The sequence below is a fragment of the Shewanella sp. MMG014 genome (genome assembly GCF_018100775.1).
Lineage (GTDB): Bacteria > Pseudomonadota > Gammaproteobacteria > Enterobacterales > Shewanellaceae > Shewanella > Shewanella japonica.
The window spans coordinates 351,957-377,705 of record NZ_JAGJDZ010000005.1 but is presented as its reverse complement, the minus strand read 5'-3'; the positions used below and the strand labels follow the sequence as shown (position 1 = coordinate 377,705).

24 protein-coding genes are annotated in these 25,749 nt (G+C 40.8%); 7 read left to right on the top strand and 17 right to left on the bottom strand.

What is annotated here, in order from left to right; all coding sequences use genetic code 11:
- Positions 1–72: 72 nt before the first annotated feature.
- From tdh to J8L86_RS10925, 3 genes are all read right to left on the bottom strand, one after another.
- Entirely contained in the window at positions 73–1,098 is a 1,026-nt protein-coding gene (gene tdh, locus J8L86_RS10935) for an L-threonine 3-dehydrogenase (protein WP_211030259.1), read from the bottom strand.
- A gap of 10 nt (positions 1,099–1,108) precedes the next feature.
- Positions 1,109–2,302: a glycine C-acetyltransferase gene (locus J8L86_RS10930; RefSeq protein WP_065110302.1), complete on the bottom strand. Its 1,194-nt coding sequence runs from the start codon at positions 2,300–2,302 to the stop codon at positions 1,109–1,111.
- Between the two features lie 273 nt (positions 2,303–2,575).
- Positions 2,576–3,232 carry a TetR/AcrR family transcriptional regulator gene (locus J8L86_RS10925; RefSeq protein ID WP_055025827.1) on the bottom strand — a complete coding sequence of 219 codons (657 nt, stop codon included), beginning with the start codon at positions 3,230–3,232 and terminating at the stop codon, positions 2,576–2,578.
- A gap of 303 nt (positions 3,233–3,535) precedes the next feature.
- On the opposite strand from J8L86_RS10925, the gene waaA reads away from it, so the two are divergent.
- Positions 3,536–4,822 carry a lipid IV(A) 3-deoxy-D-manno-octulosonic acid transferase gene (gene waaA, locus J8L86_RS10920; protein ID WP_211030257.1) on the top strand — a complete coding sequence of 429 codons (1,287 nt, stop codon included), beginning with the start codon at positions 3,536–3,538 and terminating at the stop codon, positions 4,820–4,822.
- A gap of 44 nt (positions 4,823–4,866) precedes the next feature.
- Here waaA and J8L86_RS10915 read toward each other — a convergent pair whose 3' ends face one another.
- Positions 4,867–5,589, bottom strand: a complete 723-nt coding sequence (locus tag J8L86_RS10915) for a 3-deoxy-D-manno-octulosonic acid kinase (protein ID WP_065110300.1) — start codon at positions 5,587–5,589, stop codon at positions 4,867–4,869.
- Between the two features lie 89 nt (positions 5,590–5,678).
- Between J8L86_RS10915 and J8L86_RS10910 the strand changes: the two genes are divergently transcribed.
- The gene (locus J8L86_RS10910; protein ID WP_211030255.1) at positions 5,679–6,725 is read left to right on the top strand and encodes a glycosyltransferase family 9 protein; all 1,047 of its coding nucleotides are present in this window, start codon (positions 5,679–5,681) and stop codon (positions 6,723–6,725) included.
- Between the two features lie 4 nt (positions 6,726–6,729).
- Here the strand turns inward: J8L86_RS10910 and J8L86_RS10905 are convergent, their stop codons facing one another.
- The 3 genes from J8L86_RS10905 to J8L86_RS10895 form a co-directional block, all read right to left on the bottom strand.
- Positions 6,730–7,581, bottom strand: coding sequence for a glycosyltransferase (locus tag J8L86_RS10905; protein ID WP_211030253.1), 852 nt, complete (start codon positions 7,579–7,581; stop codon positions 6,730–6,732).
- A gap of 30 nt (positions 7,582–7,611) precedes the next feature.
- Entirely contained in the window at positions 7,612–8,724 is a 1,113-nt protein-coding gene (locus tag J8L86_RS10900) for a glycosyltransferase family 9 protein (RefSeq protein WP_211030251.1), read from the bottom strand.
- Positions 8,725–8,861: 137 nt separating this feature from the next.
- Positions 8,862–9,929 (bottom strand): CDP-glycerol glycerophosphotransferase family protein, encoded by a 1,068-nt coding sequence (locus tag J8L86_RS10895; RefSeq protein WP_211030250.1) that lies wholly within the window; start codon positions 9,927–9,929, stop codon positions 8,862–8,864.
- Between the two features lie 438 nt (positions 9,930–10,367).
- Between J8L86_RS10895 and J8L86_RS21155 the strand changes: the two genes are divergently transcribed.
- On the top strand, positions 10,368–11,225 hold the full coding sequence (locus J8L86_RS21155; RefSeq protein WP_247663331.1) for an adenylyltransferase/cytidyltransferase family protein: 858 nt from the start codon (positions 10,368–10,370) through the stop codon (positions 11,223–11,225).
- Positions 11,226–11,319: 94 nt separating this feature from the next.
- Complete coding sequence (locus J8L86_RS10885) at positions 11,320–12,072, top strand: glycosyltransferase family 25 protein (protein WP_065110295.1); 753 nt, start codon at positions 11,320–11,322, stop codon at positions 12,070–12,072.
- A 90-nt stretch (positions 12,073–12,162) separates the two neighbouring features.
- Here the strand turns inward: J8L86_RS10885 and J8L86_RS10880 are convergent, their stop codons facing one another.
- Entirely contained in the window at positions 12,163–13,296 is a 1,134-nt protein-coding gene (locus tag J8L86_RS10880) for a glycosyltransferase family 4 protein (RefSeq protein WP_211030247.1), read from the bottom strand.
- A gap of 13 nt (positions 13,297–13,309) precedes the next feature.
- Positions 13,310–14,443: a UDP-N-acetylglucosamine 2-epimerase (non-hydrolyzing) gene (gene wecB, locus J8L86_RS10875; protein ID WP_282098411.1), complete on the bottom strand. Its 1,134-nt coding sequence runs from the start codon at positions 14,441–14,443 to the stop codon at positions 13,310–13,312.
- Between the two features lie 240 nt (positions 14,444–14,683).
- Between wecB and coaD the strand changes: the two genes are divergently transcribed.
- Positions 14,684–15,175: a pantetheine-phosphate adenylyltransferase gene (gene coaD, locus J8L86_RS10870; RefSeq protein WP_055025835.1), complete on the top strand. Its 492-nt coding sequence runs from the start codon at positions 14,684–14,686 to the stop codon at positions 15,173–15,175.
- A 63-nt stretch (positions 15,176–15,238) separates the two neighbouring features.
- Positions 15,239–16,765: a capsule assembly Wzi family protein gene (locus J8L86_RS10865; RefSeq protein ID WP_211030243.1), complete on the top strand. Its 1,527-nt coding sequence runs from the start codon at positions 15,239–15,241 to the stop codon at positions 16,763–16,765.
- 102 nt (positions 16,766–16,867) lie between these two features.
- Here the strand turns inward: J8L86_RS10865 and mutM are convergent, their stop codons facing one another.
- The 8 genes from mutM to J8L86_RS10825 form a co-directional block, all read right to left on the bottom strand.
- Positions 16,868–17,683, bottom strand: a complete 816-nt coding sequence (gene mutM / locus J8L86_RS10860) for a bifunctional DNA-formamidopyrimidine glycosylase/DNA-(apurinic or apyrimidinic site) lyase (RefSeq protein ID WP_211030240.1) — start codon at positions 17,681–17,683, stop codon at positions 16,868–16,870.
- Positions 17,684–17,767: 84 nt separating this feature from the next.
- Positions 17,768–18,223: a hypothetical protein gene (locus J8L86_RS10855; RefSeq protein WP_211030238.1), complete on the bottom strand. Its 456-nt coding sequence runs from the start codon at positions 18,221–18,223 to the stop codon at positions 17,768–17,770.
- A 173-nt stretch (positions 18,224–18,396) separates the two neighbouring features.
- On the bottom strand, positions 18,397–19,383 hold the full coding sequence (gene moaA, locus J8L86_RS10850) for a GTP 3',8-cyclase MoaA (RefSeq protein ID WP_211030236.1): 987 nt from the start codon (positions 19,381–19,383) through the stop codon (positions 18,397–18,399).
- A gap of 23 nt (positions 19,384–19,406) precedes the next feature.
- Positions 19,407–21,221, bottom strand: a complete 1,815-nt coding sequence (locus J8L86_RS10845; RefSeq protein WP_211030234.1) for a bifunctional molybdopterin-guanine dinucleotide biosynthesis adaptor protein MobB/molybdopterin molybdotransferase MoeA — start codon at positions 21,219–21,221, stop codon at positions 19,407–19,409.
- Positions 21,222–21,262: 41 nt separating this feature from the next.
- Positions 21,263–21,847: a molybdenum cofactor guanylyltransferase MobA gene (gene mobA / locus J8L86_RS10840; RefSeq protein WP_055025840.1), complete on the bottom strand. Its 585-nt coding sequence runs from the start codon at positions 21,845–21,847 to the stop codon at positions 21,263–21,265.
- Positions 21,831–22,541 (bottom strand): energy-coupling factor ABC transporter ATP-binding protein, encoded by a 711-nt coding sequence (locus J8L86_RS10835; RefSeq protein ID WP_119968074.1) that lies wholly within the window; start codon positions 22,539–22,541, stop codon positions 21,831–21,833. Before J8L86_RS10835 ends, mobA begins: the two co-directional genes overlap by 17 nt.
- Positions 22,538–23,245: an ABC transporter permease gene (locus J8L86_RS10830; RefSeq protein WP_211030232.1), complete on the bottom strand. Its 708-nt coding sequence runs from the start codon at positions 23,243–23,245 to the stop codon at positions 22,538–22,540. The genes J8L86_RS10835 and J8L86_RS10830 overlap by 4 nt, the downstream gene beginning before the upstream one ends.
- A complete protein-coding gene (locus tag J8L86_RS10825; RefSeq protein WP_055025843.1) occupies positions 23,245–24,066 on the bottom strand; it encodes a substrate-binding domain-containing protein in 822 nt (273 codons plus the stop codon). Before J8L86_RS10825 ends, J8L86_RS10830 begins: the two co-directional genes overlap by 1 nt.
- Before the next feature lie 300 nt (positions 24,067–24,366).
- Here J8L86_RS10825 and J8L86_RS10820 point away from each other — a divergent pair, with 300 nt between their 5' ends.
- Positions 24,367–25,749 carry a sigma-54 dependent transcriptional regulator gene (locus J8L86_RS10820; protein WP_211030230.1) on the top strand — a complete coding sequence of 461 codons (1,383 nt, stop codon included), beginning with the start codon at positions 24,367–24,369 and terminating at the stop codon, positions 25,747–25,749.

Here is a 25,749-nt window from a genome sequence, read left to right as displayed (position 1 = left end):
AATAACTGAAGTATCTAATAAGGGGCTGTATTGATACAACCCCTTTATTATTGCGGTAATTTACGATGGGAATTAATCCCAGTTTAAAATGACCTTACCTGATTGACCTGAACGCATAGCATCGAAGCCTTGTTGGAAGTCATCAATTGAGAAGTGATGAGTAATAATAGGTGATAAATCTAAACCAGACTGGATTAGACTTGCCATTTTGTACCATGTCTCAAACATCTCACGACCGTAAATACCTTTAAGGATAAGCCCTTTAAAGATCACTTTACTCCAATCAATGGCCATGTCGCCACCAGGAATACCTAACATGGCAATTTTGCCACCATGATTCATGGTATCGAGCATTGAATGAAATGCAGAAGGTACGCCTGACATCTCTAGTCCTACATCAAAACCTTCAGTCATGCCTAAGTCTTTCATGACATCTTTTAAGTCTTCTTTGGCGACATTCACAGCACGAGTCGCGCCCATTTTACGGGCAAGATCTAAACGGTACTCATTGACATCAGTGATGACAACATGACGGGCGCCGACATGTTTACAAACCGCAGCAGCCATAATACCAATAGGGCCAGCACCAGTAATCAGTACATCTTCACCGACCACATCAAATGATAATGCGGTGTGGACAGCATTACCGAATGGGTCGAACACCGATGCTAAATCATCAGAAATATCATCCGGAATTTTGAATGCATTAAATGCAGGTATAACAAGATATTCAGCAAATGCGCCATCACGGTTTACACCCACACCTGAAGTGTTGCGGCATAAATGGGTACGGCCACCACGGCAGTTACGGCAATGACCACAGGTAATATGACCTTCACCTGACACGCGATCTCCGACGGTAAACCCACGGACTTCTTGGCCCATATCGACGACTTCACCGACATACTCATGGCCCACTACCATAGGCACAGGAATAGTATTTTGTGACCACTCGTCCCAGTTGTAGATATGCACATCAGTGCCACAGATAGCGGTCTTACGAATTTTAATTAATAGATCGTTATGGCCCATTTCAGGTTTAGGCGCATCAACCATCCAAATACCTTCTTCAGGCTTTAACTTGCTAAGTGCTTTCATTGTTTAGACCTTAAATAATGCCCATTTCTTTACCAATGCGGGTAAAGGCTTCAATCGCTTTATCGATTTGAGCACGAGAGTGTGCTGCTGACATTTGTGTGCGGATACGTGCTTGGCCTTTTGGTACAACAGGGAATGAGAATCCGACCACGTAAATATTTTCAGCTAAAAGGCGATTTGAAAAGTCGCTTGCCAATTTAGCATCACCAATCATGACTGGAATGATGGCATGATCTGCACCTGCTAAGGTAAAACCTGCTTTGGTCATTTCTTCACGGAAATAACGGCTGTTTTCCCATACTGCTTCACGAAGCGCATGACCAGACTTCAGCATTTCAAGCACATGAATTGATGCGCTGACAATTGAAGGTGCTAAAGAGTTAGAAAATAAGTAAGGACGTGAGCGTTGACGTAACCAATCAATGACTTCTTTTTTGCCCGAAGTGAACCCACCAGATGCACCGCCTAACGCTTTACCTAGTGTGCCTGTGATAATGTCTACACGATCCATTACTTGGCAAAATTCGTGAGTTCCACGACCGTTATCACCGACAAAACCAACTGCATGAGAGTCATCAACCATAACCAGTGCGCCGTATTTATCAGCTAAATCGCAAACACCTTGAAGGTTGGCAATAACACCATCCATTGAAAACACACCGTCTGTCGCAATAAGAATATCGCGAGCACCCGCTTCTTTCGCTGCTTTTAATTGTGTTTCTAAATCAGTCATGTCGTTGTTGGCATAACGGAAACGCTTGGCTTTACATAAACGGACACCATCAATAATTGATGCGTGGTTTAATGCATCAGACACGATAGCATCTTCAGGGCCTAGTAAGGTTTCAAATAGACCTGCGTTGGCATCGAAACAAGAAGAATACAAAATAGTATCTTCCATGCCTAAAAATTCACTGAGGCTATTTTCTAGTTGTTTATGGATATTTTGTGTTCCACAAATAAAACGAACAGATGCCATACCAAAACCATGAGTATTTAACCCGTTTTGAGCAGCATTAATTAATTCAGGGTGATTTGCTAGGCCTAAATAGTTGTTGGCACAGAAGTTAATGACTTCTTCACTATTTACATTAATCGCCGTTTGCTGGGCTGAAGTGATAACACGTTCACTTTTGTATAAGCCTTCAGCTTTAACGTCGACAAGTTGTTGATTTATGCGGTCGTAAAATGAGGTAGAGGCCACCTGATTTCTCCTAAATATAGTTTTAATATGGAAATCTTTGGCGGCATTCTAACCTTAATTTTACTGGCTCTACAGTGTTTTTTTTAACCTGCGTAGCGATATAAAAATGATTAGGGCTAGGGCTGTTTTCACATTAGATATACTAATCATTAACACCGTTTTATTAAGTGCTGAATAATGAAGGGCTTATCATGTTAAAAGTCAGTGAGCCGCCAATTTACAGCTATATTTTAGTCGTAAAAAGGCGGTTTGTATGCGTATGTTTGCTGGCTTTTATGCTGCTGCGTCACGTTCTTGAGACGCTATATCAAGATAATGTTGTTCAAGGCGGGTGAATGTTGGCTCTGAACTTTGGGTTGAATAGGCTTTGAAGATCATCAGCACTCGTAACAAGCCCTCATATAGCGTGGCTTTAGTGATAGTAGATGTACTTGATTGTGTAAGTTGATAACTAATCCAAAAACTGACCATCATCTTTATCGTATCGGCTAAAGCAGTAACCTTGGCGTCTTCTATCTCAAGAAAACCATCACTAATCAATTTGCGTAATACATCACTTGAACGACGTAATACCTGTTCTTGCGCAGTTAAATATCGTGTTTTAAGTGCTTCATCACGGCTCAATATGTCTGCAAGATTGGCGTACATGAAACGGAACTGCCATAAGGTATAAAACATGGCGTCAAAATAGCCCATCAATAGTTCAATATCGACTGTTGTGTCTTCATATGGCTTAAAGCCAGACTCTAAGTGACTTTCGTACAGAGCAAAAATAGAGTTGATGATGTCCTCTTTATTGCGGAAGTGATAATAAAGATTTCCAGGGCTTATTCCGAGATGAGCGGCAATATGGTTGGTGGTAATATTACGTTCACCGTGTTCATTAAAGAGTTCAAGACTGGCAAAAACAATTTTATCGCGGGTTTTCATATCGGTTCCAATTATCAATTGCTAACTATAGGAGTCTTGGTGACCCAATAAGACGCTTAATGCATATCCTTATGAATCTTATATTAAAACACACTTACATCTGGTCAGTTCAGCCTTAATCACATTGAGAACTACGTCTTGATGCCCAATGGCAGTTTTGAAGGCGACATAAACAACAGCATTTAGGTTATACAACATAGCTCACTATACGAAGAATATGTTGCTGTAACACTTATTCATGTGGTTTTGGTTTATGTTAACATTGTGTTTATCTGACAAGCAAAATTGATTAAGACTCTTTTCATGACTCGTGGCCTATATTCTATCCTCTTATACCTATTATCACCTTTAGTGGTGCTATATTTTGCTTTTCGTGGCATCAAAAGTCCTGCGTATCGTTTACGTTGGGATGAGCGTTTCGGTATTACGCGCCTTAATGAAACGGATGTGCATATTCATAGTGTTTCAATGGGTGAAACGCTGGCGGCGATTCCACTGATTAACCATCTAATGGATCAATATCCCTATCTATCGTTTACGATTACCACGACCAGTCCAACCGGTTCAGATGAAGTGCGTAAAGCGTTTGCGCAGCATTTAGGTAACCGGGTGCAGCATTGTTATTTGCCATTAGATTTTAGTCTGAGTGTGCAGCGTTTTTTAGGTCAAGTTAACCCGAAACTAATGGTAATTATGGAAACTGAGTTATGGCCAAACTTAGTTCATTTTGCCCGAAAGCGCGGGGTGAAAATGGTGTTAGCTAATGCAAGGTTATCTGCAAAGTCAGCGGCTAAATATCAAAAGAAACCTGCGTTAAGTCAGCCTATGCTAGCGAGTTTAGATGCGATAGCTGTACAAACAAGCGCAGAGGCGGAGCGATTTGCGTCTTTAGGTGTGCATGCTGAACAGTTACATATTTGCGGTAGCTTAAAATTTGATTTACAGATTGATGAGGGTAAACATCAACAAGCCAAAGCGTTACGCCAGCAGTGGGGGCGAGTACAAACGCCAATATGGGTCGCTGGTAGCGTTCACCCTGGTGAGTTTGAAATAATGCTTGCTGCTCATCAACAAATATTATCCCAATACCCGAATGCACTTATGATTATGGCTCCACGTCATCCAGAGCAATTTAATGTGGCAGCGGTAACAACGACGCAGTTTGGTTTATCACTAGCAAGACGCAGTATGAATGAACCTGTGAGCGAAAATACGCAAGTGTTATTGGGTGACACCATGGGTGAATTGCTAATGTTATATGGCACAGCTGATGCTGCTTTTGTTGGCGGGACACTGATAGAAAATGGCGGTCACAACCCGCTTGAACCTGCAGCAATGGGGTTACCTGTGAGCGTAGGGCCACACCATTGGGATTTTGCTGAGATTACCGCTTTATTACAACAAGCTGGTGGACTAGAGGTAGTGAAAGACAAAAATGAGCTAGTTGAGCATCTATTGGGCTTATTTGTCGATAAAGTGCAATATGACAATGCTGCTAAGGCTTGTTTAACCGTAGTTAGTCAAAACCGTGGGGCATTGGCTAAACAACTGCAGGTTATTGAGTCCTATTTACCGCCAGCGAATAAATAAAACTCGATACAGTTAATAATTTTTAGAGATAAGAGTTTGTAGGATTAAGATTTTTGACTCATAAACTGGTTGTAGCCTGATAAAAGTTGCTGCCAGTTTTCTTGCTCAAATTGTAATGCGGCTAGTTTGGCTTTCTCTTTATTAAATGAGCGTAATAAGCGACTTAAGTTGGCTTTCTGCCAAGCTGAATTCGGCGCTTTAAGTTCACCTCTATCAAAATCAATCAGATAAAACTGCTCTTTAGCGAATAAGATATTTTTGGCATTCAAATCGGCATGGTAAACACCGCGGACATGAAATTGAGCAATAGTTTTCCCCAGTTGTTGCCATTGCTCCGCAGTTAACTCTGATTTTGTCAGCAAGGCGACTAAATCATTCGCACCGTTCACTAATTCAATTAATAAATCTGCACGATACCAAATACCAAAGCGCTCAATATTGGCGGCAATAGGCCTAGGTACTGGGAAACCCTCTTGATAAAGGGTATTTAAAATCGCAAGTTCACCCATGGCGCGGGTGCGGTTAAATCCAGTAAATACATAAGCATCCTTACTGAATTTCTCAATTAAGCCACCACGCCAGTAATGCCTTAAAACCCACAGTTGGGTTTTATGCTCAACAAACCAAGTGGTATAGCGGCCTTTAGATTGGCCAATAACGGCGTTATTTTCATGCCAATACTCAGGAGTGAAGTTTGCTGGCGTAAGGTCTTTAGCGAGATCATCGCACCAAGCGATAACACCTTTGTTTGTTGATTTTATTTGCATAAATGAATTACAAAGCTTCGATTTGTCTGTGGCTATATCGCTTATTCTACATTAAGATCGAACTCTTGTACTTATCTGGTTAATGGCCCATGAAAGCTGACTTTGCATCAATGACATCCTTATGTTTACTTCGACTATCTGCAATTGGCGATGTTTGTCATGCCGTTGCCATGGTGCAAGCGATTCAGAAGCAATATCCACAGTTAAAGATCACCTGGGTGATTGGTAAAGTCGAATATCAACTACTCAAGCACCTTCCTGGGGTTGAGTTTGTTATTTTTGATAAATCCCAAGGATGGCGCAGTTATACAACTTTACGAAAAGCCTTATCCGGACAAGAGTTTGATGTTTTACTGCACATGCAAGTGGCATTAAGAGCCACAATTGCATCGTTAATGATTTCAGCAAAAGTCCGCATTGGATTTGATAAAGCGCGGGCTAAAGAAGGTCAATGGTTAGTGACTAATCACGCGGTAGAAGCGTTAGCAACCCCACATGTACTAGAAGGCTTTATGGGATTTGCAAAAGCCATAGGTGTTGAGGACCTCACACCTAATTGGCATATTCCTGTTCCTGCTGCTGATACTCAATTTGCTAATGAATTGATTGGTAAGGATGAAAAAGTCTTAGTGATTTGCCCTGCTGCCAGTAAAGCTGAACGCAACTGGTTACCAGAAAGGTATGCTGCAGTTGCTGATTATGCAGTGTCAAAAGGCTATCGGGTCATATTGTGTGGCGGCCCTAGTCAGCTCGAAGTTGATTTAGCGGCATCAATTAACCATTTTGCCTCGCAATCGATAGAAAACAAGGTGGGGCAAACTACACTGACTCAATTATTAGCTGTGTTAAATAGGGCCTCTATAGTGATTGCTCCTGATACCGGCCCTGCTCATATGGCCGTTACTCAAGGCACCCCAGTGATAGGGTTATACGCACACTCTAACCCTGGAAGAACGGGGCCTTATACATCGCTAGATAATGTTGTTAGTGTTTATGACGAAGTGATAAATGAGCAGAAAAATGCCCCTATAAAATGGGGCTCTAGAGCAAAAGGTGCGGATTTAATGATGCGGATTCAAGTAAAGGACGTCATTGAAAAACTGAGCATACTTGATAGTGAAATCTTGGGTCGATAATGGCTTATAACCATTGTCGACCAAGTGTGGGTTTACCGATAATGTGTAGCAACATTTGCGGCACATAACTCTTTTTACTAAGATTTTTAATGAATAGGTTCCAAGCACTGAGTTTCATTTGTTGTCTTTCTTGAGCGGTGACTTTTTCTGGGTATAACTCACAGTAGTCATCTACATAACGAATTTCTCGGCTTGGGCATTTGATGCGGTACCCGCGACCAGCATAGTGAATAAAGCTCGCTTTTTTGTAGTTTTCCTGTCCTAAAAACTCCATACGATTAAACTCAGCATCTACACATTGGTTTGGGATATTATGTTTTTGGATGATGTAATTAATGTATGTTTGGTCGTAAAATTTGACCGTATTACAAACCTTCTGCATGCCTTCTAAGGTCGCTAACTGAAAGAGTTTGCACTCTTTTGAAACCAAAAACATGCCGAAATTATAATAACTTTGTTTGCCATCTACAGTTTGCCAGTTATCTGCAGGACCTAAAGCTTCATTGATTTGAGATATAGGTAGGTCTCTATTTAAATGACGGCCCTCATCAAACATATAAACGGTTTCAAGATCGGTATATTCTTCAAAAATATTTCTCGCATGGGGTGTCACTAAGATATCTGCATCTAAATAAAGAATACGGTCATAGTCTTTAAGTAGCTCTGCTGTAAATAGCTTTTCTGGCCATGCTGGGCTTGCAGAATATATAGGATCTTTAATATTGATATGGAAATGCAACTTATCCGAAACGATTAAATCAGCACCTACTTTATCTGCATAAGCCTGAAATGATTCAAGTGCCGCTTTGTACATTGGATTGTCACCAATCGCTAAAGTAAATATTGCCTTTTTCATTTTTATAGAGCCTTTATTCTTAAATTAATTTCATGTATGCGAATTCATGTTCAAATACTTATTAAATACCTTGTCTACACTAATATCTGAAACATGCCCTTTGCCTTCGGTGGCGTACATAACATGAGATGTTGGGCTTTCAGGCGGTGCCCAATAAGGTTTTTTCTGGCGCATCATGGCTAAAAGCGGACGTTTAGCTGCAAATGCAAAGTGCAAAATTGCGGTATCGACTGTTATTACAAAGTCAGATAATGCAATCAATGAAGGTAATTCAAAGAAGTGCTTATCAACAGTAAACACCACTAATTGGATATTATTTTCTTGTGAAAATGCGTGCGCTGCAGTTTTCACTGCTTCGAAGTTTTCTGGTGTCACATTGATGATATATCGATGACCCTTGTCAGTTTGTTCAAGCGAATTTATCAAAGAGAATAGCTGAGTTAATTGCCAGTCTTTTTTAGTATTTGTTGATAGGTGATTCAAAAAGAAGAGTTTACCATTTGTCGTTGGAAATTTGTCAGCTAACCATCCTTTTGAGTCAGTTGTCGTTTGGTCCGGGACAACTAAATTTGGCATCATTTGCTCTTTTGAAAGTTGCAAACCAAAAATACTCTTCATTACTTTCATAAAGCGATCTGTAATGTGGTGATTAGCCGGCAATGAGTCCGTATCGAGCTGATACACCTTATCGCTATTTCGAAATAGCACGAAGTTAAGTAACCCTTTATACGGTGCTTTGGAAACACTGGATACGACAAAGGCTTTGGGGGATATTTTTCTGGCAATATCAGAAAATTGATTTGCTTTACTGCCCGGCGAATGACAAACAATGATGTCGTAATTTCTTTGATTAGCTTGCTTAATTTGAGAGTCTCGAGCACTCACAGAGTCAGTACAACCATAACTTTGATTAAACACTCCTTCAGCTTCCATCCACTGCTGTAAAATCTTACTGCGTGACAAACGCCATGCATCGTTATTACAACGGTTGTCATCTAACCAGATATCAATTTCTATATGAGGGTACTGATGCTTGAGAGCAATAAGAAAAGTTTTAAAATAGAGAAAATCACCTAATGCAAAAGGTGATATAAATAGCAAGCGTTTGCTATTTGATAACTGTTCAGAAGAGATGATAGACATATGTAGGTTTAATGCTTTAAAAGTAATAATAAAGCATAACCTGAAAGTAAAATGAATAAAATCGTATAATCGAAATTGTGATAAATTGAAGCTAAATTTATTGTCACTTCAATTTATTATTACTCAATATAAATAATTTAGGCGTTCAGCTCTAAATAATCGACAATTCTACTTGATGCTAAACCGTCGGTTGGGCCCACATGGTCCGAAGTGTATTTTAGACGGTTTTCTTTAAACTCATCTGGTTGATTCAATTGCTGAGGGATTGCAGTTAGTAATGAAGTGTAATCATTTACGTGAAAGCCGATTTCCGAATATAAAACATTATCTTTACCAAAACGGTTATTGAATCGGAATTTGAAAATACCGCGATATGACCATTTCAACTTGAAGAAATTACATACGATCACTGGTTTATTTAATGCGGCGAACTCGAACAAGGTACTTGATGCTTCACTTAATAAAATGTCGGCATTTTTCATGAAAGGCAGCAAAGAAATATCTTGCTCCTTGGCGACATAGACGTTGTCGTATTTTGACCACTTTGCCAATTTATCTCTTTGTTTTTTATATTGCTCTCGCACCTGGGTTAAAGAGTGTGGCTTGATGAGGATGTTGTATTCTTTAAAGTCAGTAGGCCAGTTATCAGGAAAGCACTCTAATGAACTTGGATTAAATGTAGGTGCATACAAGATGGTTTGTTTATTTGGATCTAAACCAAGTTTGGCTAAATCAAACCCTGGTTCTGTTTGATTGAACATAGGGTCTAACTTAGAAAAACCGACTTGGACAAATTCGTCTTTTGGGTAATATTCTTTAATCTTGGATAATCTCAGTGCACCTTCAATAAAGCGAACTGTCATTGGGGTTTTTGATTTATGGTAATAGCTGGGCTTAGGGCCAACGCCATGGCCTAATTGCGCTGTTTTAGAATATTGATGAACTTCATCGAGAAAGTCAGATTCATTCCCAAAAAAGATCCACTCAGGTTTGAGAGACAAGTAAGTCTGTTTCGCTTCATGCTTATCTTTAACCCAGATACATTCTACCTGTAGATTTTCTATGGTGTTTGAGAATGTTTGTTGATCGTTTTTATTGCTATAACAAACTAGCTTAACCTGATGGTTGCGTTTCTTTAGTTGTTCGATGATTGGAACGTATTGAGGTAAATAATATACATTCAATGTGTCAAACACGATTAACATAGCATTCTCTTTAAAATTATTATTTTAATAATGGATGGCCCTGTCGCCATTATAGTTAGATGTTGTTCTGTTATTTTGTTTTAAAACAGAAATAATTAATGAGGATGTGATCACAGTGATGCTTAGCATCTCTAGTGTTATCTCTTTAACAGAGACTCATTATGTAACAATATTTATGAAAGTGAAAGAATAGGCATAGCGACTGAAACCATATAATCAGAAAATTATCTGTAAATTAATCTAATCGAGTCTAAGCCTCGTTTAGACAGTAAATATGGGAGAAAGTAACCTTAATCACTATGCTTTCATCTTTGAAACTTGTTTGATCTTAATTAAATTACAAAAGCAGGATGAATGCGTGAGTTAATGGGGTCTTTATAGACGGTTTACTGTAATTCAATTAAAATAACCTTCTCATTTTTACAAGATACGTTAACTATGCCTCAATCTACCCTGAGAACTTTCGATTACCCTGCAAGCTTAATAAAAAGCTATCAGCATTGGCACCTGTTACTCAGACCAGATCAACCGACGTTAGGTTCAATGGTATTGGTGTGCAAAGAAAGTGTTCATCATTACTCTGGTATTTCAAATGCGGCTGCTGAAGAGCAAAAGCAGATTATTTCAGACATTGAAAGGGTATTAAAGTATCGTTTTGACTGTAATAAAGTTAACTATTTAATGTTGATGATGGTGGACCCAGCAGTTCATTTCCACATTATTCCTCGCTATGAATTTCCTGTCGATTTTTGTGGTCAAGACTACGTCGATTCAAATTGGCCTAAACCACCAAGTCTCATTGATGAATTAAAGTTAGAAGCCATTTATCGTGATGAATTGCTTAAGACATTGAAGAGCGATTTTTGTAATGCTGCTGAAACAGTGGTTGCTGACTCTAAAAAGCCTTATAGAAGAATGTATACTTCTGGCTGCTTTGATATTTTTCATCAAGGGCATTTGAATATCTTAAAGAAAACCAAAGAGCTGTGTGATTATTTAATTGTTGGCGTTTCTACCGATGAGTTGATTATTAAGTCAAAAGGGCGCCCGCCAATTATCCCTTTTGAAGAAAGAATTTCGATTTTAGAATCAAATCGATTTGTTGATGAGGTTATTCCTCAAGTTGACAAAAATAAACAAGATATTGTTGATCAGTATAATATTGATGCAATTTCAGTTGGTTCAGATTGGAAAGGGAAATACCCACCTGTTACGTGTGAAATGGTTTATTTTGATTACACGCCTAATGTTAGTTCAACCGTGTTAAAGCAAAAATTAAATATCACGCCAAAGTAGAGTATTACAGACAAAATGAAGAACCATCAATGAGTCGCTTTTTGACTGTGTAGAATATTATATAGATAAGCCCAAGGATGGTAGAAGAGACATTATGCAGTTTAAAGTGTTTGTAATAAATCTTGATAAAAGCACCGAAAGAATGGCTTTTATGCGTCAACAGCTAGAACTACTCAATATAGACTATGAAAGAGTACCGGCTGTATATGGCAAAGACCTAGATGATGCTGAAATCCACGCTGTCTTCAATGAAAAAGCGAATCTTGTAAAGTACGATAAAGTGCTTAACGTGGGTGAAATTGGCTGTTATCTGAGCCATATAAACTGCTGGAACATGATGGTGTCGCAAGGGTTAGATTTTGCGCTTATTCTAGAGGATGACTCAGTGCTTAACCCTGAGTTACTCTCACTAATACAGAGCATTAGCCAATTACCTTCTTCATGGGATTACATTAAGTTATGTCATGGACGAAAGCAGAAAAAAGTCATTGATAGTATTGAGTTAACAGAGCTATTTTCATTGTCGACTTGTTTAAAGTTACCGTCTTCGACTCGCGGGCAATTTGTATCGTTATCAGGGGCCCAAAAGTTATTAGCTAGCGCCACTCCGATTACGAGGCCAATTGATATCGATATACAGTATTGGTATGAAAAATCATTAGCTTGCTATGTCGTTAAACCTTTTCCGGTATTAGAGGCTGATTTTGAAAGTGAAATCTGCACTTTAGAAAATAGAAATAATGCTAAAAAACATCCAGTGAGACGTATTTGGCAAAAGGTGTGTTTTGAAGCGAACGTGCGGATAAATAGAAATAAGCTACCTGATATTAATCAGTTAAAGCGTTAAATATTAATGTTTTTACGTTAAAAGCGACAATAGCAATATTGTCGCTTTTTTTGATTCTTGTGGCTGTGATTTTTAGTCGATAAACAAGATTTAATGACAAGCTTTAGAAGGTAAGCTGTTTATGACATCAACCCAAGCCCGAGACCATTGCGCTTGCGAGCAGACGTGTTTAATTGACTCATATCCATTGATTGCCAACTGTTGAGTTTGGTGTATATCATTAATTGCTTGGTAAATAACCCGTTCAAACTCATTGGCATTAGGCATAACCAAATGGCCGTTATAGCCGTCGATAATTAAGTTTGAAAGGCCACCTACATTGCTACTTATCACCAAACATCCCGCTGCCATGGCTTCAATCATGGACAATGATGTGCCTTCTGAGCCTAAGGTTGGAATAACCGCTATATGATGTTGCTGGTGGATGTGAAAACTTTCTTGCGCTTGATACTGAGTGATTGTAACTCGAGGATGTTTTGCAAAGGCTTTTTCGAGTAAAGGCTGAAGTGGCCCCTCTCCAGCGAATGTGACCTCGAGGTGTTCAAATTGATTTAACAGTTTTTTAATCACTGGCGCAATCATCGCAATACCTCGGTAGTCAACGAACCGTCTTGCTATGATGAGTTTGAGAGGTTGCGGCGATTGAGTCCATTTCTGTAGCAACTGGTCTGTGGCTAATCGTTGTTGATAAAAATTATAGATGACTTTGATTTGTTGAGCTTGGGGGCTGCACCAAGTGCGATACCAGTTTACAAAGTTATGATCGACGCAAATGAGTGTATCGCTTTTTCTAGCAAATTTTAGATACTTATAATGATTTAACAGCGAAGACACAAACTGCCCTAAAAATGACGAGTTAGTTTGGGGCTTGTCCCATGACACTCCATGTTGAATACCGACTGTGGCGAGTCCAGGTATTTTTACTGCATAAGAATCAGTGGCAAAGATAACGACATCCCCTTCTGTAGCATGCTGTTTAACCCATTGCGCTAACGCAAACTTTTTATTATTTCCCCGATATATGCCTGTTGTGACTCCATTGATAATCACGTCTTCTCTTTCAAGACAAAAAGACGTTTTCGCAGGTTGAACAATTTGAGTTCGCCATTGCTGAGTCTTAAATGTCTCAATGAGGCTCATAATATAGTTTTCAATACCGCCAATGGTGTGTATCTCACCTTGTGGGGTAAACATTGAGCGATAGATGATAAAAATATTTTTCATGGACTAGCCTGCATTAAATGAGTTGGTAATGGCGCAATATTTGCGTTTGAATTCGTTGACAGGCTTGTCCGTCGCCATAAGGGTTACTAGGTTTTGTATTCTGTTCTTGTTGCTCAAGTAAGGTCGTGACAGCGTTAACGATACGATCAGTATCGGTTCCTACAAGGTTGACGGTTCCGGCTTCAAGCGCCTCAATACGTTCGGTTTTATCTCTAAGCACTAATACGGGTTTGTGAAGTGCTGGTGCTTCCTCTTGGACGCCTCCTGAGTCGGTTAAAATAATATCTGCACGATCCATGAGATAAACAAAAGAAGGGTAATCTTGTGGCGCAATGAGATGAACGTTATCAATATTACTAAGGTATTGATTCACAGGGGCTTGCACCTGTGGATTTAAATGTACTGGATAGATGATAGCGACATTAGGATATGTAGTGGCTATCTTTTGTAATGCCAAACAAATGTTCTCAAAACCTGTGCCAAAATTTTCCCGTCTGTGGCCTGTAACCAGTATCACTTTTTGATAGCTTACGCTGTTAAGTAGCTCAGTTAATGCCGTTGGCTGAAATCCATTTTCATGATTTGAAGCAACTGTTTGCAGTAACGCATCAATCACGGTATTGCCTGTGATATGGACATTATCAGGTTGATGCCCCTCAGCGAGTAAGTTATTTGCAGCCGTTTGAGTGGGCGCGAAATGGTGTTTAGCGAGTGTGGCTGTCAGTTTTCGATTGGCCTCTTCTGGCCAAGGTGATTGTAAATCGCCGGTTCTGAGGCCTGCTTCAACATGACCTACATCGACTTTTTTATAGAAGGCGGCAAGTGCAGCCGCAAATGAAGTAGTTGTATCTCCATGAACTAACACCAGTTGAGGTTGAAAGTCGTTAATAACATGGCTTGTTCCCTCAATAATGGCGGAAGTTAACCATTCAAGAGATTGTTGCGACTTCATCAAGTTCAGGTCGTAATCAGGGGTAATATTAAATAAGCCTAATACTTGGTCTAGCATTTCTCGGTGTTGACCTGTAACGCAAACTCGCACCTCTAAACTAGGGTGCTGAGCAAGTAGTTTTGCCAGTGGGCTCATTTTAATTGCTTCTGGGCGGGTGCCGAAAACCAGTAAAACTTTAAAGGGGAGTAAGTTCAATTGAATAGCTATACAGGTCGAAATAGGATTAATGCTGATTTTACCTGTTATTTTTTATGATAACCATGCACTGAAAGTATTTGATTTACGTTATCGAGCCATTTTATCGATATTAATTTTGCTGTCATTGTCGGCCTTGTAGTATTATTTGGCGGCTTAATTGACCGATAATGAACCTTGTTTAGTTCTGAATGATATACTCTTCAACGGACTGAATTCACTGATATAGCGAATACTTACATGCATAGACGTGCAATATATCCAGGAACGTTTGATCCTGTTACCAATGGCCATGCTGATCTGATAGAACGTGCTGCGAGACTTTTCCGTCACGTTATCATTGGTATTGCCTCAAACCCGTCCAAAAAGCCTATGTTCACGCTTGAAGAAAGAGTTGAGCAAGTGAACCTTGTTACGGCACATTTAGACAACGTAGAAGTTGTCGGCTTTACTGGATTGTTGGTTGATTTTGCTAAAGAGCAACAAGCCAGTGTACTTGTGCGTGGTTTAAGAGCTGTGTCGGACTTTGAATATGAATTTCAATTGGCCAATATGAATCGTCGATTAAGCCCGGATTTAGAAAGTGTGTTTTTAACACCTGCCGAAGAAAACTCTTTTATCTCTTCAACTTTAGTTAAAGAGGTTGCTTTGCACGGCGGTGATGTGAGTCAATTTGTGCACCAAGATGTGGCGATTTCCTTGTTGGATAAAATTGCCTCGACCAAGTCTTAGCAACGTAACGTGAAATGGACTTTTCAAATACGTTAATCTTTTTAATTACCTATTAAGCACAGCATGAAACTATCTCAGTCGTTATCTCAAAAGTGTACGTTATCAAAACGATTTATTAGAAAACATCTCACCACACTGAGCCTAGCAGGGTGTTGTTTAAGTTCTTCTGTTGTGGCTGCCCCATGGGTCGATACTTCTGATATTTATCTTCGTGCCGACATTCAAGCGCTTGCCGATGCAGGTGTGATTACTGTCCCCATTAATACTTTTCCGCTCATGTGGTCAGGTATCGGTAATGATTTGAGAAAAGCTGAGCCATCAATTATGTCTCCGGCGCTAGTTGATGCTTTTGCGAGGGTTAACTTTTACTACCAAAATGCAATTGAAAATAGAGGTAATACGACAATTGCCGCAACGGCAGCAACTGATGAAGCTCGTTTTCAGCATTTTGGCTCAGATTATCGTGAAAAAGGTGAACTCACCGCTTCCCATGAATATCTTGGCGAGCGATTCGCTTATAAGGTTACAGCGTCAGCAAATTACGACCCACAAGATGATAAGACATTTCGATTAGATGATTCATATATGGCCGTGGTGTTAGGCAACTGGATTGTTACGGCAGGCACCATAGAGCAATGGTGGGGGCCGGGGTTTGATTCTGGTTTACATAAATCAAATAATGCCCGTCCAATGCCTTCGTTAATGGTATCTCGTAACAATGCAGAAGCTTTTGAGACACCTTGGTTATCATGGTTAGGTACGTGGACACTAACTGGTGGCATCAGCATGATGGAAGAAGAAAGGTATGCTCCTCATGCGTTGTTATGGAACTTACGAGCTTCTATTAAACCGTTAAGACAGCTTGAAATTGGCCTCTCTTGGACCACACAATTTTGCGGTGAAGGTCAGGAGTGTGATTTAGACAGTGCATGGAAGTCCATTACAGGGCAGCGTGATTGTCGCGGCTTTGAAGATGGTGACTGTTCCAACTATGGCAACCAAATGGCAGGCTTCGATGTACGCTATTCAGAAACCTTCTGGGATGTCCCTGTGGGGATCTTTTTAGAGCGTACCTGTGAAGACTCTAAAGGCGACCCATGGGAAATTGTCGATTGTGGAAAAATGTACGGCGTAGATACCCGCTTTAGTTTCGACTCTCAACAGTACAAATTGTTTTTTGAGTACACAGACACCATGGTTTATTGTGGTGAAGATTCGACCAAGTTTAATTGTTTTTATGAGCATAGTACCTATAAAAGTGGCTCACGTTATCATGGCCGAGCCTTTGGCAGTACTTATGACAGCGATGCGCAGGTATATGCTTTAGGGTTAGTAGGGCAATTTAAAAACAGCCATGCATTTACCTCAATATTTAGGTATGCACAGTTAAATAAAGATGGAGAAAGCCCAAGCCATGGCTGGGCGCCGCAGCCGCCTAAAGAAGATTTGTTGATGTTAGAGCTGTCTTACAGAATGCCACTGATGAGCGGTATGATGACCTTTGGCGGAACCGTGTCACAATCTGAATTTGAAGTGGAAGATTCTGAAACCGACGGTACTTTATTTACGCGCTACGAGTACAAGTTCTAAGATGATTTGCTAAAAAAGCCTCAACATTGTTTGAGGCTTTTTATTAGCGTTATTCCATTAAATTACTTTCTGAAAAATTCCACAGGCTAATGTCTAGTGAGCTTAATGGCTTTGGCACACACCACAAAAAACCGTAGTCCGCTGCCCCAGTTTTATTTCACTGAGTAAGTTACCGCATACGCTGCAAGTTTCACCGCCGCGGCCATAAACATGGAGCTTTTGAGCGAAGTAGCCAGGTTTACCGTCGGCATTGGTAAAATCTTTCAACGTGGTGCCACCTTGCTTAATTGCTTGGGCAAGGATCTGTTTTACTTCAGCGACTAATATCGTCAGTCTTTCTATATCGATATTTCCTGCCGCTGCTTGTGGATGAATACCTGCTGCAAATAGCGCCTCATTGGCATAAATGTTCCCAACGCCAACGACGATATGGTTGTCCATTAAACACAGTTTGATGGCTTTCTTTTTATTGGTTAATGCCTGTTGTAACTGTTGTGGGTTAAAGCCGTCACTAAGAGGCTCTGGACCCAATTTTGACAATAGCGGATGTCCATCTTCTGGCAGCTCATACCAAAGCCAAGCCCCAAATCGCCGAGGGTCGTTGTATCTCAGAACTCGGCCATTTTCTAATACGAGGTCGATATGATCATGTTTCTCGACGGGAGTATTCGCTGGCAGGATGCGCAAGCTGCCAGACATACCAAGGTGGACAATGGTAATCCCCGCATCGGTGTCGATTAATAAGTATTTGGCTCGGCGGCGAACCTGCTTAATCGTTTGCCCTATGATGTTTTTACAAATATCAGGTACAGGCCAACGCAAAGAGGCGTTTCTAATGACTAAATCGCGTACGGTTTGATCAACAAGATGCGGTGATACACCCTGCTTAGTGACTTCTACTTCTGGTAACTCAGGCATATGAATCCATTTATTGTCTATTAGCTAAGTTTGACGCTGGTGGCGTTTACTTGGTCTTTATCGTTACTCACTAGATGATGATAATTATTGGGTTGAGATAATCGGTGCTAACTCACTGCGTAAGCTTGGTGGTATTTGATACCAATTGCTTGATGCCGATTGTAAAAGCCCTTCAGCAGGATAGTACTGCCAATGCTGCGCTTGTTGTTGATGATTAATGGAAATGGTCAATGTTACGGGGGCGGTAAGCAATTGGATCTCATTCGCAGGCATTTGAACCGCTGAAACCATTAGTTTTGACCAAGCAGTAGCAAGGGGTTGGCAATTGAGTACGCTATCGTCACAACGCCATTGAGAGGCTGACTTATTAAGCCAAATACCATTAAATTGCAATTGGGTTAATTGGTTGCTTTCATCAAATAATGCATGAGCATCATTTGGCATTTTATTGGTTTTGGAGTCGATAAAGGTTAACACTGCAACCATAAAGACACAGGCAATGATGAGAATGTTGTTCCATTTTTTACGAGATAAAGCCATAAACTAATGCATTACTGCTTGTGAGTCCGATCGTGTCCCTAAGTGTATAGCAAAATACTGGTGAGCAAAAAGTGAATAGTTATCGTTAGTTGAAAATGGCGTTGACTGAGTCATCCAAAAAAAAGGTGATGCATTATTTAGCATCACCTTTCGTTAACTGAAGTTGATGTTCACTAGCCGCCTGTTGAATTCATAAAACGTAAGATTTGCACGTCATCATCGGTGCCAAAGTAATGTTCTTTTGGCTTGTGTTGAATTCCTTCTAATATGGCCTCTTTGAGTTTGCCGATATCCCCAGGGAATTCACGAACGATTGATTTCAAATCCACCGAGTTCTCATTGCCTAAGCACAACAATAAACGACCTTCTACCGTCACGCGAACACGATTACATTCGTGGCAGAAATTATTACTGTGAGGTGAAATGAAACCGATATGAATATTGCTGTCGGCCATTTTGTAATAGCGAGCAGGCCCGCCAGTACGTTTACTTGATGGAATTAATGGATAAGCTTCTTCAATTAGTCCTCTGACTTCTTCACTTGAGCAGTGACGACTACGTTTGCGCTCATCCATTACACCTAATGGCATTTCTTCAATGAAAGCAATATCTAACTCACGGTCACGGCAAAAATTAATTAAATCAATCACTTCGTGATCGTTTTTGCCACGCAAAATCACCGCGTTGATTTTGATGTGTTTAAAGCCTGCGGCTTTTGCTGCATCAATTCCCGCAATCACTCGTTCTACTTTGCCATTGCGAGTCATTTCGGTAAAGAGAGCAGGGTTTAAGGTATCTAAACTGATGTTTAGACGCTTAAGGCCTGCATCATGCATTGGCTGAGCAAGCTTACTTAAGCGCGAACCATTAGTGGTCATCGACAAGTCATCTAAGCCCGGTAGTTGACCGAGTAACTCAATTAACTTGTCACAGTCGGTTCTAACTAAAGGCTCACCGCCAGTTAAGCGAATTTTCTTTACACCTAATTCGGTAAAAGCTTGTGCAATCCATGCCAGTTCTTCAAGGCTTAATACCTGTTCTCTTGGTAAAAAGCTGGGATCTTCACTCATGCAATATACACAGCGAAAATCACAACGGTCAGTGACCGATAAACGTAAGTATTCTACTTTTCGGTTAAACTTGTCGACTATTAAACTCATGAATTAGCACATCTTTTGGTTAGTTATAACAGTTCAGCAAAAGGCTGAATGTAGACTTGTTGGCCTGGCATAACTGAATCTTCGGCTTCGCCGATAACAATCAGACAGTTTGCTTTGACCATTGAGTTCAACATCCCTGAACCTTGCGCCCCAGTAGAGGCAACATGTAAACGTCCATCATTGCTTAAATGATACTGACCACGAACAAATTCAGTTCGTCCTGTTCTACTGCGCAACATAGTATCGGTAATAGCTGGTAAATACTGTGGTGTAAAATTGATTTCGCCAGCGAGTTTTCGAATAGCAGGTTGAACAAACTGTAAAAATGACACCATTACAGCCACAGGGTTACCCGGTAAACCAAAGAACAAACTCTCATTCACTTTTCCGAATGCGAGAGGGCGACCTGGACGCATGTTAATACGCCAGAAGTTAATTTCGCCAATTTTAGCGAGGACAGTCTTAATATAATCTGCATTTCCTACAGATACGCCGCCTGAACTGATAACAATATCCGCATCAACTGAAGCCTTTGACAATGCGGTTGTTAATGCTTCTTCGCTATCTTCGATAATGCCTAAATCAATGACATGGCAACCTAACTTTTGCGCCATTGATTTGATGGTGTAGCGGTTTGAATCATAAATGCAGTTGGCTTTTAGTGGCTCACCTGGTTGGCTGACTTCATCGCCTGTAGAAAATACGGCAATAGTAGGCTGTTTGACCACTTCGGCAGTGGCTAAACCCAATGAGGCTAATAACCCCTGTTCAGCGGCATGTATGCGGTGACCTTTTGCTAATGCTAAGGCATCTTTAGCAATATCTTCACCTGCTAAGCGTACATGTTGCCCCGCAATAACTGGCCCTTGTAGCTGTACTTGTCCATCTTGCTCGACGACTAATTCTCGAGCTTCAACGGTATCAGCACCTTGGGGTACGGTTGCACCCGTCATAATGCGCACAGCTTCACCTGCTGCTAAGGTGCCTGGGTACTCGTGGCCTGCCAGCACTTCACCCATTAATGTAAGTGGTGCAACTGGGTGTTCAGGGCTGTTATCTTGACTATAAGCAAAGGCATAACCGTCCATTGCTGAGTTTGTTTGTTGTGGTACGTTTACGGGAGAAATCGCATCGCTTGCCAGTACACGGTTAGCGGCATCATCAATCGCAACTTGCTCACTGTCAGTGAGTGGCTTCACCATCGCCATTAATTGTTCTAAGCCTTGAGCAACAGATAAGAACTTTTGCTCGTCTGATACTGGTGTTGCTTCAGCGGGAATCGGCAGTTCGATGTCTGGTGCTTGCCAGTTTGTTTGGTATTCAATTACAAAGTCAGCAATTTGGCTGACATTATTTAAATCTAAACGAGTTAGCTCTGCTGGCGTTTCAGTTTCGTCACAACAGGCAATAGCCACAATGTTGTCATCATGAGTATGAATGAGGGGCTTGCCGTGCGCTGCGCGGTGTAATTCAATTTTTGGTAGCTCGAGCTTTTTAAAGCCTTCAACTAAAACGATATCGACTTTATCCGCTTCAATTTGCGCTAATAAGTGCGGTAATTGCGGATCACCCTCAACGGCATCTTCGGTCATTAAAGCCCAACGAACATGTGAAGCGACCAACATTTGTTTAGCGCCTGCTTTGCGCATTTCGTAGCTGTCTTTACCTGGAATATCGACATCAAAATTATGGTGGGCGTGTTTTATTACCGCTAGACGCACCCCGCGGCGGTTAAGCTCAGGAATAAGTTGTTTTAATAAGGTGGTTTTACCGGTGCCGCTATAGGCACAGAATCCGAGAACGGGAATATTAAGCGGATTGGAAAACGGTATACTCATATAGACCTCATTGTTGACTTATCATGGCGTTTAGCCACAAATTATTTGGCATTCTCGATGACAAGTTTTTGTTCAAGTGTATTCACATTCACAAATGCATTTGGTTGGTCAGCAAAGCTTGTGACCACATATTTGTGTTGTTCATACCAAAGGAAAATTTTACGATCGCCTGCATCTAAAAATGCCTGCATAGAATCTTTTAAGTGTGGTTTGAGCAGTAAAACCACTGGCTGATGATGTTCACCGTCACTGGCGACCACAATATCGGCATCGGCTTCTTTAAGCGATGCATACATACGTTCACACAAATCAGTCGGGAGCATCGGACTATCACAAGGCACCACTAGCAATAAGTCAGCATCGGTATTGTTCATGGCTGTGACCATTCCGGCTAATGGGCCTAAATAACCGCTTTCTTGATCGCTTAATACATCAAAGCCTAACTCAGCATATTGCGCTTGGCTGCGATTAGCATTAATCATTATACGATCAACTTGTGGCTGAACCCGAGCGATAGTATGAGCAATCATTGGCTTACCGCTAAGTTCAACTAAGCCTTTATCAATACCGCCCATTCTTCTGGCCATACCGCCAGCTAAAATCACCGCATCAATTTGCACTGACATAGTGAAACTCCTGAGATTGTTCAAAGCGAGGTATATGGTTACTTTCAACAACTTTGTGCTCTGATATATGCCAGTGTTTTTGGCATAAAGCTGTTAAACCGCAAGTTTGATGGCTACTAATTAGCAATCCTGTACCATCTTGTTTGAGCTGATTTATCATCGCAAGTACTAATTTTTGCGATTGCTTATCCATATTAGAAATTGGTTCGTCGAGCATGAGCAATTTGGGCTGAGTGATCCAGGCTCTAGCAACAGCCAAACGTTGCCGCTCACCGCCAGATAAATCTGTTGCATCGCTTTTTAATAATGCGCCCAGTTGTGCCATGTTAATTGCTTGCTCAACTCGCTCTTGTTGTTGCTGAGGTGATAACTGACTTTTTGGTAAAGCATAACGAATATTATACTCTACAGAGCCATCAAATAAATAAGCATGCTGATGTAAGTATACCGCCTTGCCAAGCAATGAATTTTTGCGCCACCATTTTGTTGGCTCAAAACCTTCAGCTGTAACTGTGCCAGCGCTAGGTTTAATAATGCCAGCAATCAATTTCATCAATGTTGATTTGCCAGAGCCATTGTCGCCTTGAAGGTAAATAACATCCCCTTGGCAAAATGTGAGTTGCTCAAATTCAAATAACAGTCTGTCTTTAAAGTTTTTACGTATATTTTTTGCAACTAATTTGACTGTCATTATTGGCTCCTAGGCATGGCTTTACCACGCAATGAACCGATAGCGAAATTAATCACAATCGCCAAGATTAATAAAACCAGTCCTAGTGCAATAGCTTGGGCAAAATCACCCTTACTGGTTTCAAGCGCAATGGCAGTGGGAATATTACGAGTATGATGCAGAATATTGCCACCGACCATCATCGAACAACCAACCTCAGTTAAAATACGGCTAAATGCGGCAATCACTGCCAATAATAATGGCACGCGGAGTTCGCGGCAAACCGTCCAAATAGCTCTAGACCAAGATGCACCTAAGGTACGTGAGGTTTCGTAAGCACGTTTATCAATACTGCTAAAGGCTGCTTGAGATAATGCAATCAGTACTGGCGCACAAATCATCATTTGACCGAGGATCATACCTTGTTGAGTAAACAACCAGCGTAAATCGCCCAAAGGACCGTTTCGAGTTAGCAGTATGTAAGCAAGTAAGCCTATGACAACAGTAGGAATTGATTGCAAAGTTTGAACTATGTTAGTGACAAACCAGCGACCAGGAAATTGGTATGATGCAAGCAGAAAGCCAAGCATGATTGACGGGATTAATGTGATGATTAATGCCGCAAAAGAAACTGAAAAAGATACACTTATGATAGACCATACGTCTGGGTCTAAAGAAAGCAGCAAGCTAAAAGCTTGCTGCGTTAGGGCTAACCAGCCATCATTCATTACTTATATGTTGCCTTAAACAATTGTTCTCCCTGAACTTTAAAATCATTAATCATCTGTTGTGCTTGAGGGCTAATAAACCAGTCGCTCAAAGCTTTTGCTCCTTGATGATTTAAATCAGGATATTTTTCTGCACTAATTAGCATGATTTGATAAGGGTTGGCTAATGCAGCGCCACCTTCAAAAGTGATTGCTAAATCTAATTTAGATTTATAAGCAACAAACGTACCACGATCAGTTAATGTGTAAGCTTGTTTCTCATCAGCCATTAATAATGTCTTGCCCATGCCTTGGCCAATTGAAGTATAGCCTGAAAAATCTGGGGTAACAGCAGCTTCTTTCCAAATTGCGAGCTCTTTCATATTGGTGCCTGAATTGTCACCACGAGAGATAAAGGTGCTCTTGCTTTCTGCTACTTTTTTGAACGCTTCAACAACATCTTTGCTGCCGTTCATTTTGGCTGGATCGTTTTTAGGTCCAAGCACTACGAAGTCATTTTCCATAATGCCACGAGGGGTTGTGCCATAACCTTCATTGATAAATTTTGCTTCCGCAGCTGGAGCGTGAGTCATGACTACGTCTACATCTCCTTGACGTGCAAGCTTTAATGCTTTGCCCGTTCCGGTCGCAATCACTTGTACTTTGTAACCAGATTCAGCTTCAAATGTCGGTAAAATTGCGCGTAATAAACCTGAGTTATCTGTGCTGGTTGTGGTTGCTAACTTAATCGTTTCTGTCGCTTCAACTGAATCACTGACCATTGCACTACTGATTAGTGCCATACCTAAAAAAGCAGTTAAACCTGACTTTAAATTAAACATTTTATCTCCTTGATAAAAAAGTAACCTGCTATACAACGTGATTGTGTTGCTGATGGTTTTTAATGAACTCGGGCAACGTTGCCCGTAACAAAACTCACAGAGCAAGAGGTATGCCAAAAGTAACAAAAAAAATATGGATCACGACTAAAATGAAACTGTGATCACCCTCACATCGCAAGTTTCGGTTTTATAGACAAATTGTCTCAAAACGAGGATTCTGCAGGGCAAACTGACCCATTTATGGGTTTTTAGTGATACGATAATGATTAATATAGTCAAAATGTCCAAAGTAGAAGCCATATGAATAATAATGAATCAAACTCAAAACCACTTCCGACAGCGGTATCTGTTTTGATTGTTGACGATGAGCCAGGCATGCGCAGTTTTTTAAAAAAAGCGCTTTCCAAGAAGTTCGCATTAGTTGAAACCGCTTCTACCATTGCAGAGGCTGAAAAGCTTCGTAGTCGTGGCCATTTTGATTTATTAATTGTTGATATTCGCTTACCAGATCGTTCAGGTATTGAGTGGCATGAAGCACTCAATGAAAAAGAGCGCCGTTCAGATATTATTTTTATGACCGGTTATGCTGATATGGACGTAGCGATAAAAGCACTGCGTGCTGGCGCATCCGACTTCATCATGAAGCCGTTTCACTTAGAACAAATGATGACATCAGTTGACCGCTGTATTGAGCGCCGTTTATTAAAGCGTGAAAACTTCATGTTACGTCGTGAGTTATCAAGTGGTCACTCAACCACCATGATTGGTAATAGCGACGCCATGATGGAGGTGAAACAAGTTATTGAACGTGTTGCGCCAACCAATGCCGTGGTATTGATTGAAGGTGAATCTGGTACAGGTAAAGAGCTCGTTGCAAGGCAATTACATCAACTTAGCGGACGTACAGGCCCGTTTGTACCCGTTAACTGTGGTGCTATTGCGCCAGAATTGTTAGGTAGTGAGCTGTTTGGTCACACCGCTGGCGCCTTTACTGGAGCTAAAGGTAATCGAGAAGGATTATTTAATTTTGCCACCGGCGGAACGATTTTCTTAGATGAAATTGGTGAAATGCCAATGAAAATGCAAACCGCACTACTACGTGTGCTTGAGCAAAAAGCGATTCGCCCTGTGGGCAGCGAAAAAGAAGTGGCGATTGATGTCAGAGTTGTGGCTGCAACCAACCGAAAATTATCCGAAGAAGTGGCAGAAGGAAATTTCCGTAGCGACTTATATTACCGCCTTAATGTGCTCAATATTCTTATTCCTCCATTACGCACTCGCCCTGAAGATGTCATTGAATTAACTCATCATTTTACTTGGCAACTTGCACGTGAGTTAGGCGTAAAAGAAGTTGTATGGAGCCATGAAGATTTGTTAGTGCTGCAACAACATGAATGGCCAGGTAATATTCGAGAATTACGTAATATGATCGAGCGATGCATTTTATTGGGCAAGCCGCCTGCAGAATATTGGAAAAAATCCCAAGAGACGGAAGTAGTGACTCAAGCGGGTTACCCACTAAACTGGCCATTAAAAGAAGTTGAAAAACAGCATGTCATGAGTGTGGTTGATGCCCATAATGGCAATAAATCTGCTGCTGCACGTGATCTTGGGGTTTCTCGTAAAACGTTAGATCGAAAATACAAAGAATGGTTCGAAATCGAATCGGATAAGGAAGACTAA

Coding starts and splice junctions, on each gene's coding strand:
- tdh (WP_211030259.1), bottom strand. CDS start 1,098: ATGAAAGCACTTAGCAAGTTAAAGCCTGAAGAAGGTATTTGGATGGTT.
- J8L86_RS10925 (WP_055025827.1), bottom strand. CDS start 3,232: ATGAAAACCCGCGATAAAATTGTTTTTGCCAGTCTTGAACTCTTTAAT.
- waaA (WP_211030257.1), top strand. CDS start 3,536: ATGACTCGTGGCCTATATTCTATCCTCTTATACCTATTATCACCTTTA.
- J8L86_RS10915 (WP_065110300.1), bottom strand. CDS start 5,589: ATGCAAATAAAATCAACAAACAAAGGTGTTATCGCTTGGTGCGATGAT.
- J8L86_RS10910 (WP_211030255.1), top strand. CDS start 5,679: ATGAAAGCTGACTTTGCATCAATGACATCCTTATGTTTACTTCGACTA.
- J8L86_RS10905 (WP_211030253.1), bottom strand. CDS start 7,581: ATGAAAAAGGCAATATTTACTTTAGCGATTGGTGACAATCCAATGTAC.
- J8L86_RS10900 (WP_211030251.1), bottom strand. CDS start 8,724: ATGTCTATCATCTCTTCTGAACAGTTATCAAATAGCAAACGCTTGCTA.
- J8L86_RS10895 (WP_211030250.1), bottom strand. CDS start 9,929: ATGTTAATCGTGTTTGACACATTGAATGTATATTATTTACCTCAATAC.
- J8L86_RS21155 (WP_247663331.1), top strand. CDS start 10,368: ATGCCTCAATCTACCCTGAGAACTTTCGATTACCCTGCAAGCTTAATA.
- J8L86_RS10885 (WP_065110295.1), top strand. CDS start 11,320: ATGCAGTTTAAAGTGTTTGTAATAAATCTTGATAAAAGCACCGAAAGA.
- J8L86_RS10880 (WP_211030247.1), bottom strand. CDS start 13,296: ATGAAAAATATTTTTATCATCTATCGCTCAATGTTTACCCCACAAGGT.
- coaD (WP_055025835.1), top strand. CDS start 14,684: ATGCATAGACGTGCAATATATCCAGGAACGTTTGATCCTGTTACCAAT.
- J8L86_RS10865 (WP_211030243.1), top strand. CDS start 15,239: ATGAAACTATCTCAGTCGTTATCTCAAAAGTGTACGTTATCAAAACGA.
- mutM (WP_211030240.1), bottom strand. CDS start 17,683: ATGCCTGAGTTACCAGAAGTAGAAGTCACTAAGCAGGGTGTATCACCG.
- J8L86_RS10855 (WP_211030238.1), bottom strand. CDS start 18,223: ATGGCTTTATCTCGTAAAAAATGGAACAACATTCTCATCATTGCCTGT.
- moaA (WP_211030236.1), bottom strand. CDS start 19,383: ATGAGTTTAATAGTCGACAAGTTTAACCGAAAAGTAGAATACTTACGT.
- J8L86_RS10845 (WP_211030234.1), bottom strand. CDS start 21,221: ATGAGTATACCGTTTTCCAATCCGCTTAATATTCCCGTTCTCGGATTC.
- mobA (WP_055025840.1), bottom strand. CDS start 21,847: ATGTCAGTGCAAATTGATGCGGTGATTTTAGCTGGCGGTATGGCCAGA.
- J8L86_RS10830 (WP_211030232.1), bottom strand. CDS start 23,245: ATGAATGATGGCTGGTTAGCCCTAACGCAGCAAGCTTTTAGCTTGCTG.
- J8L86_RS10825 (WP_055025843.1), bottom strand. CDS start 24,066: ATGTTTAATTTAAAGTCAGGTTTAACTGCTTTTTTAGGTATGGCACTA.
- J8L86_RS10820 (WP_211030230.1), top strand. CDS start 24,367: ATGAATAATAATGAATCAAACTCAAAACCACTTCCGACAGCGGTATCT.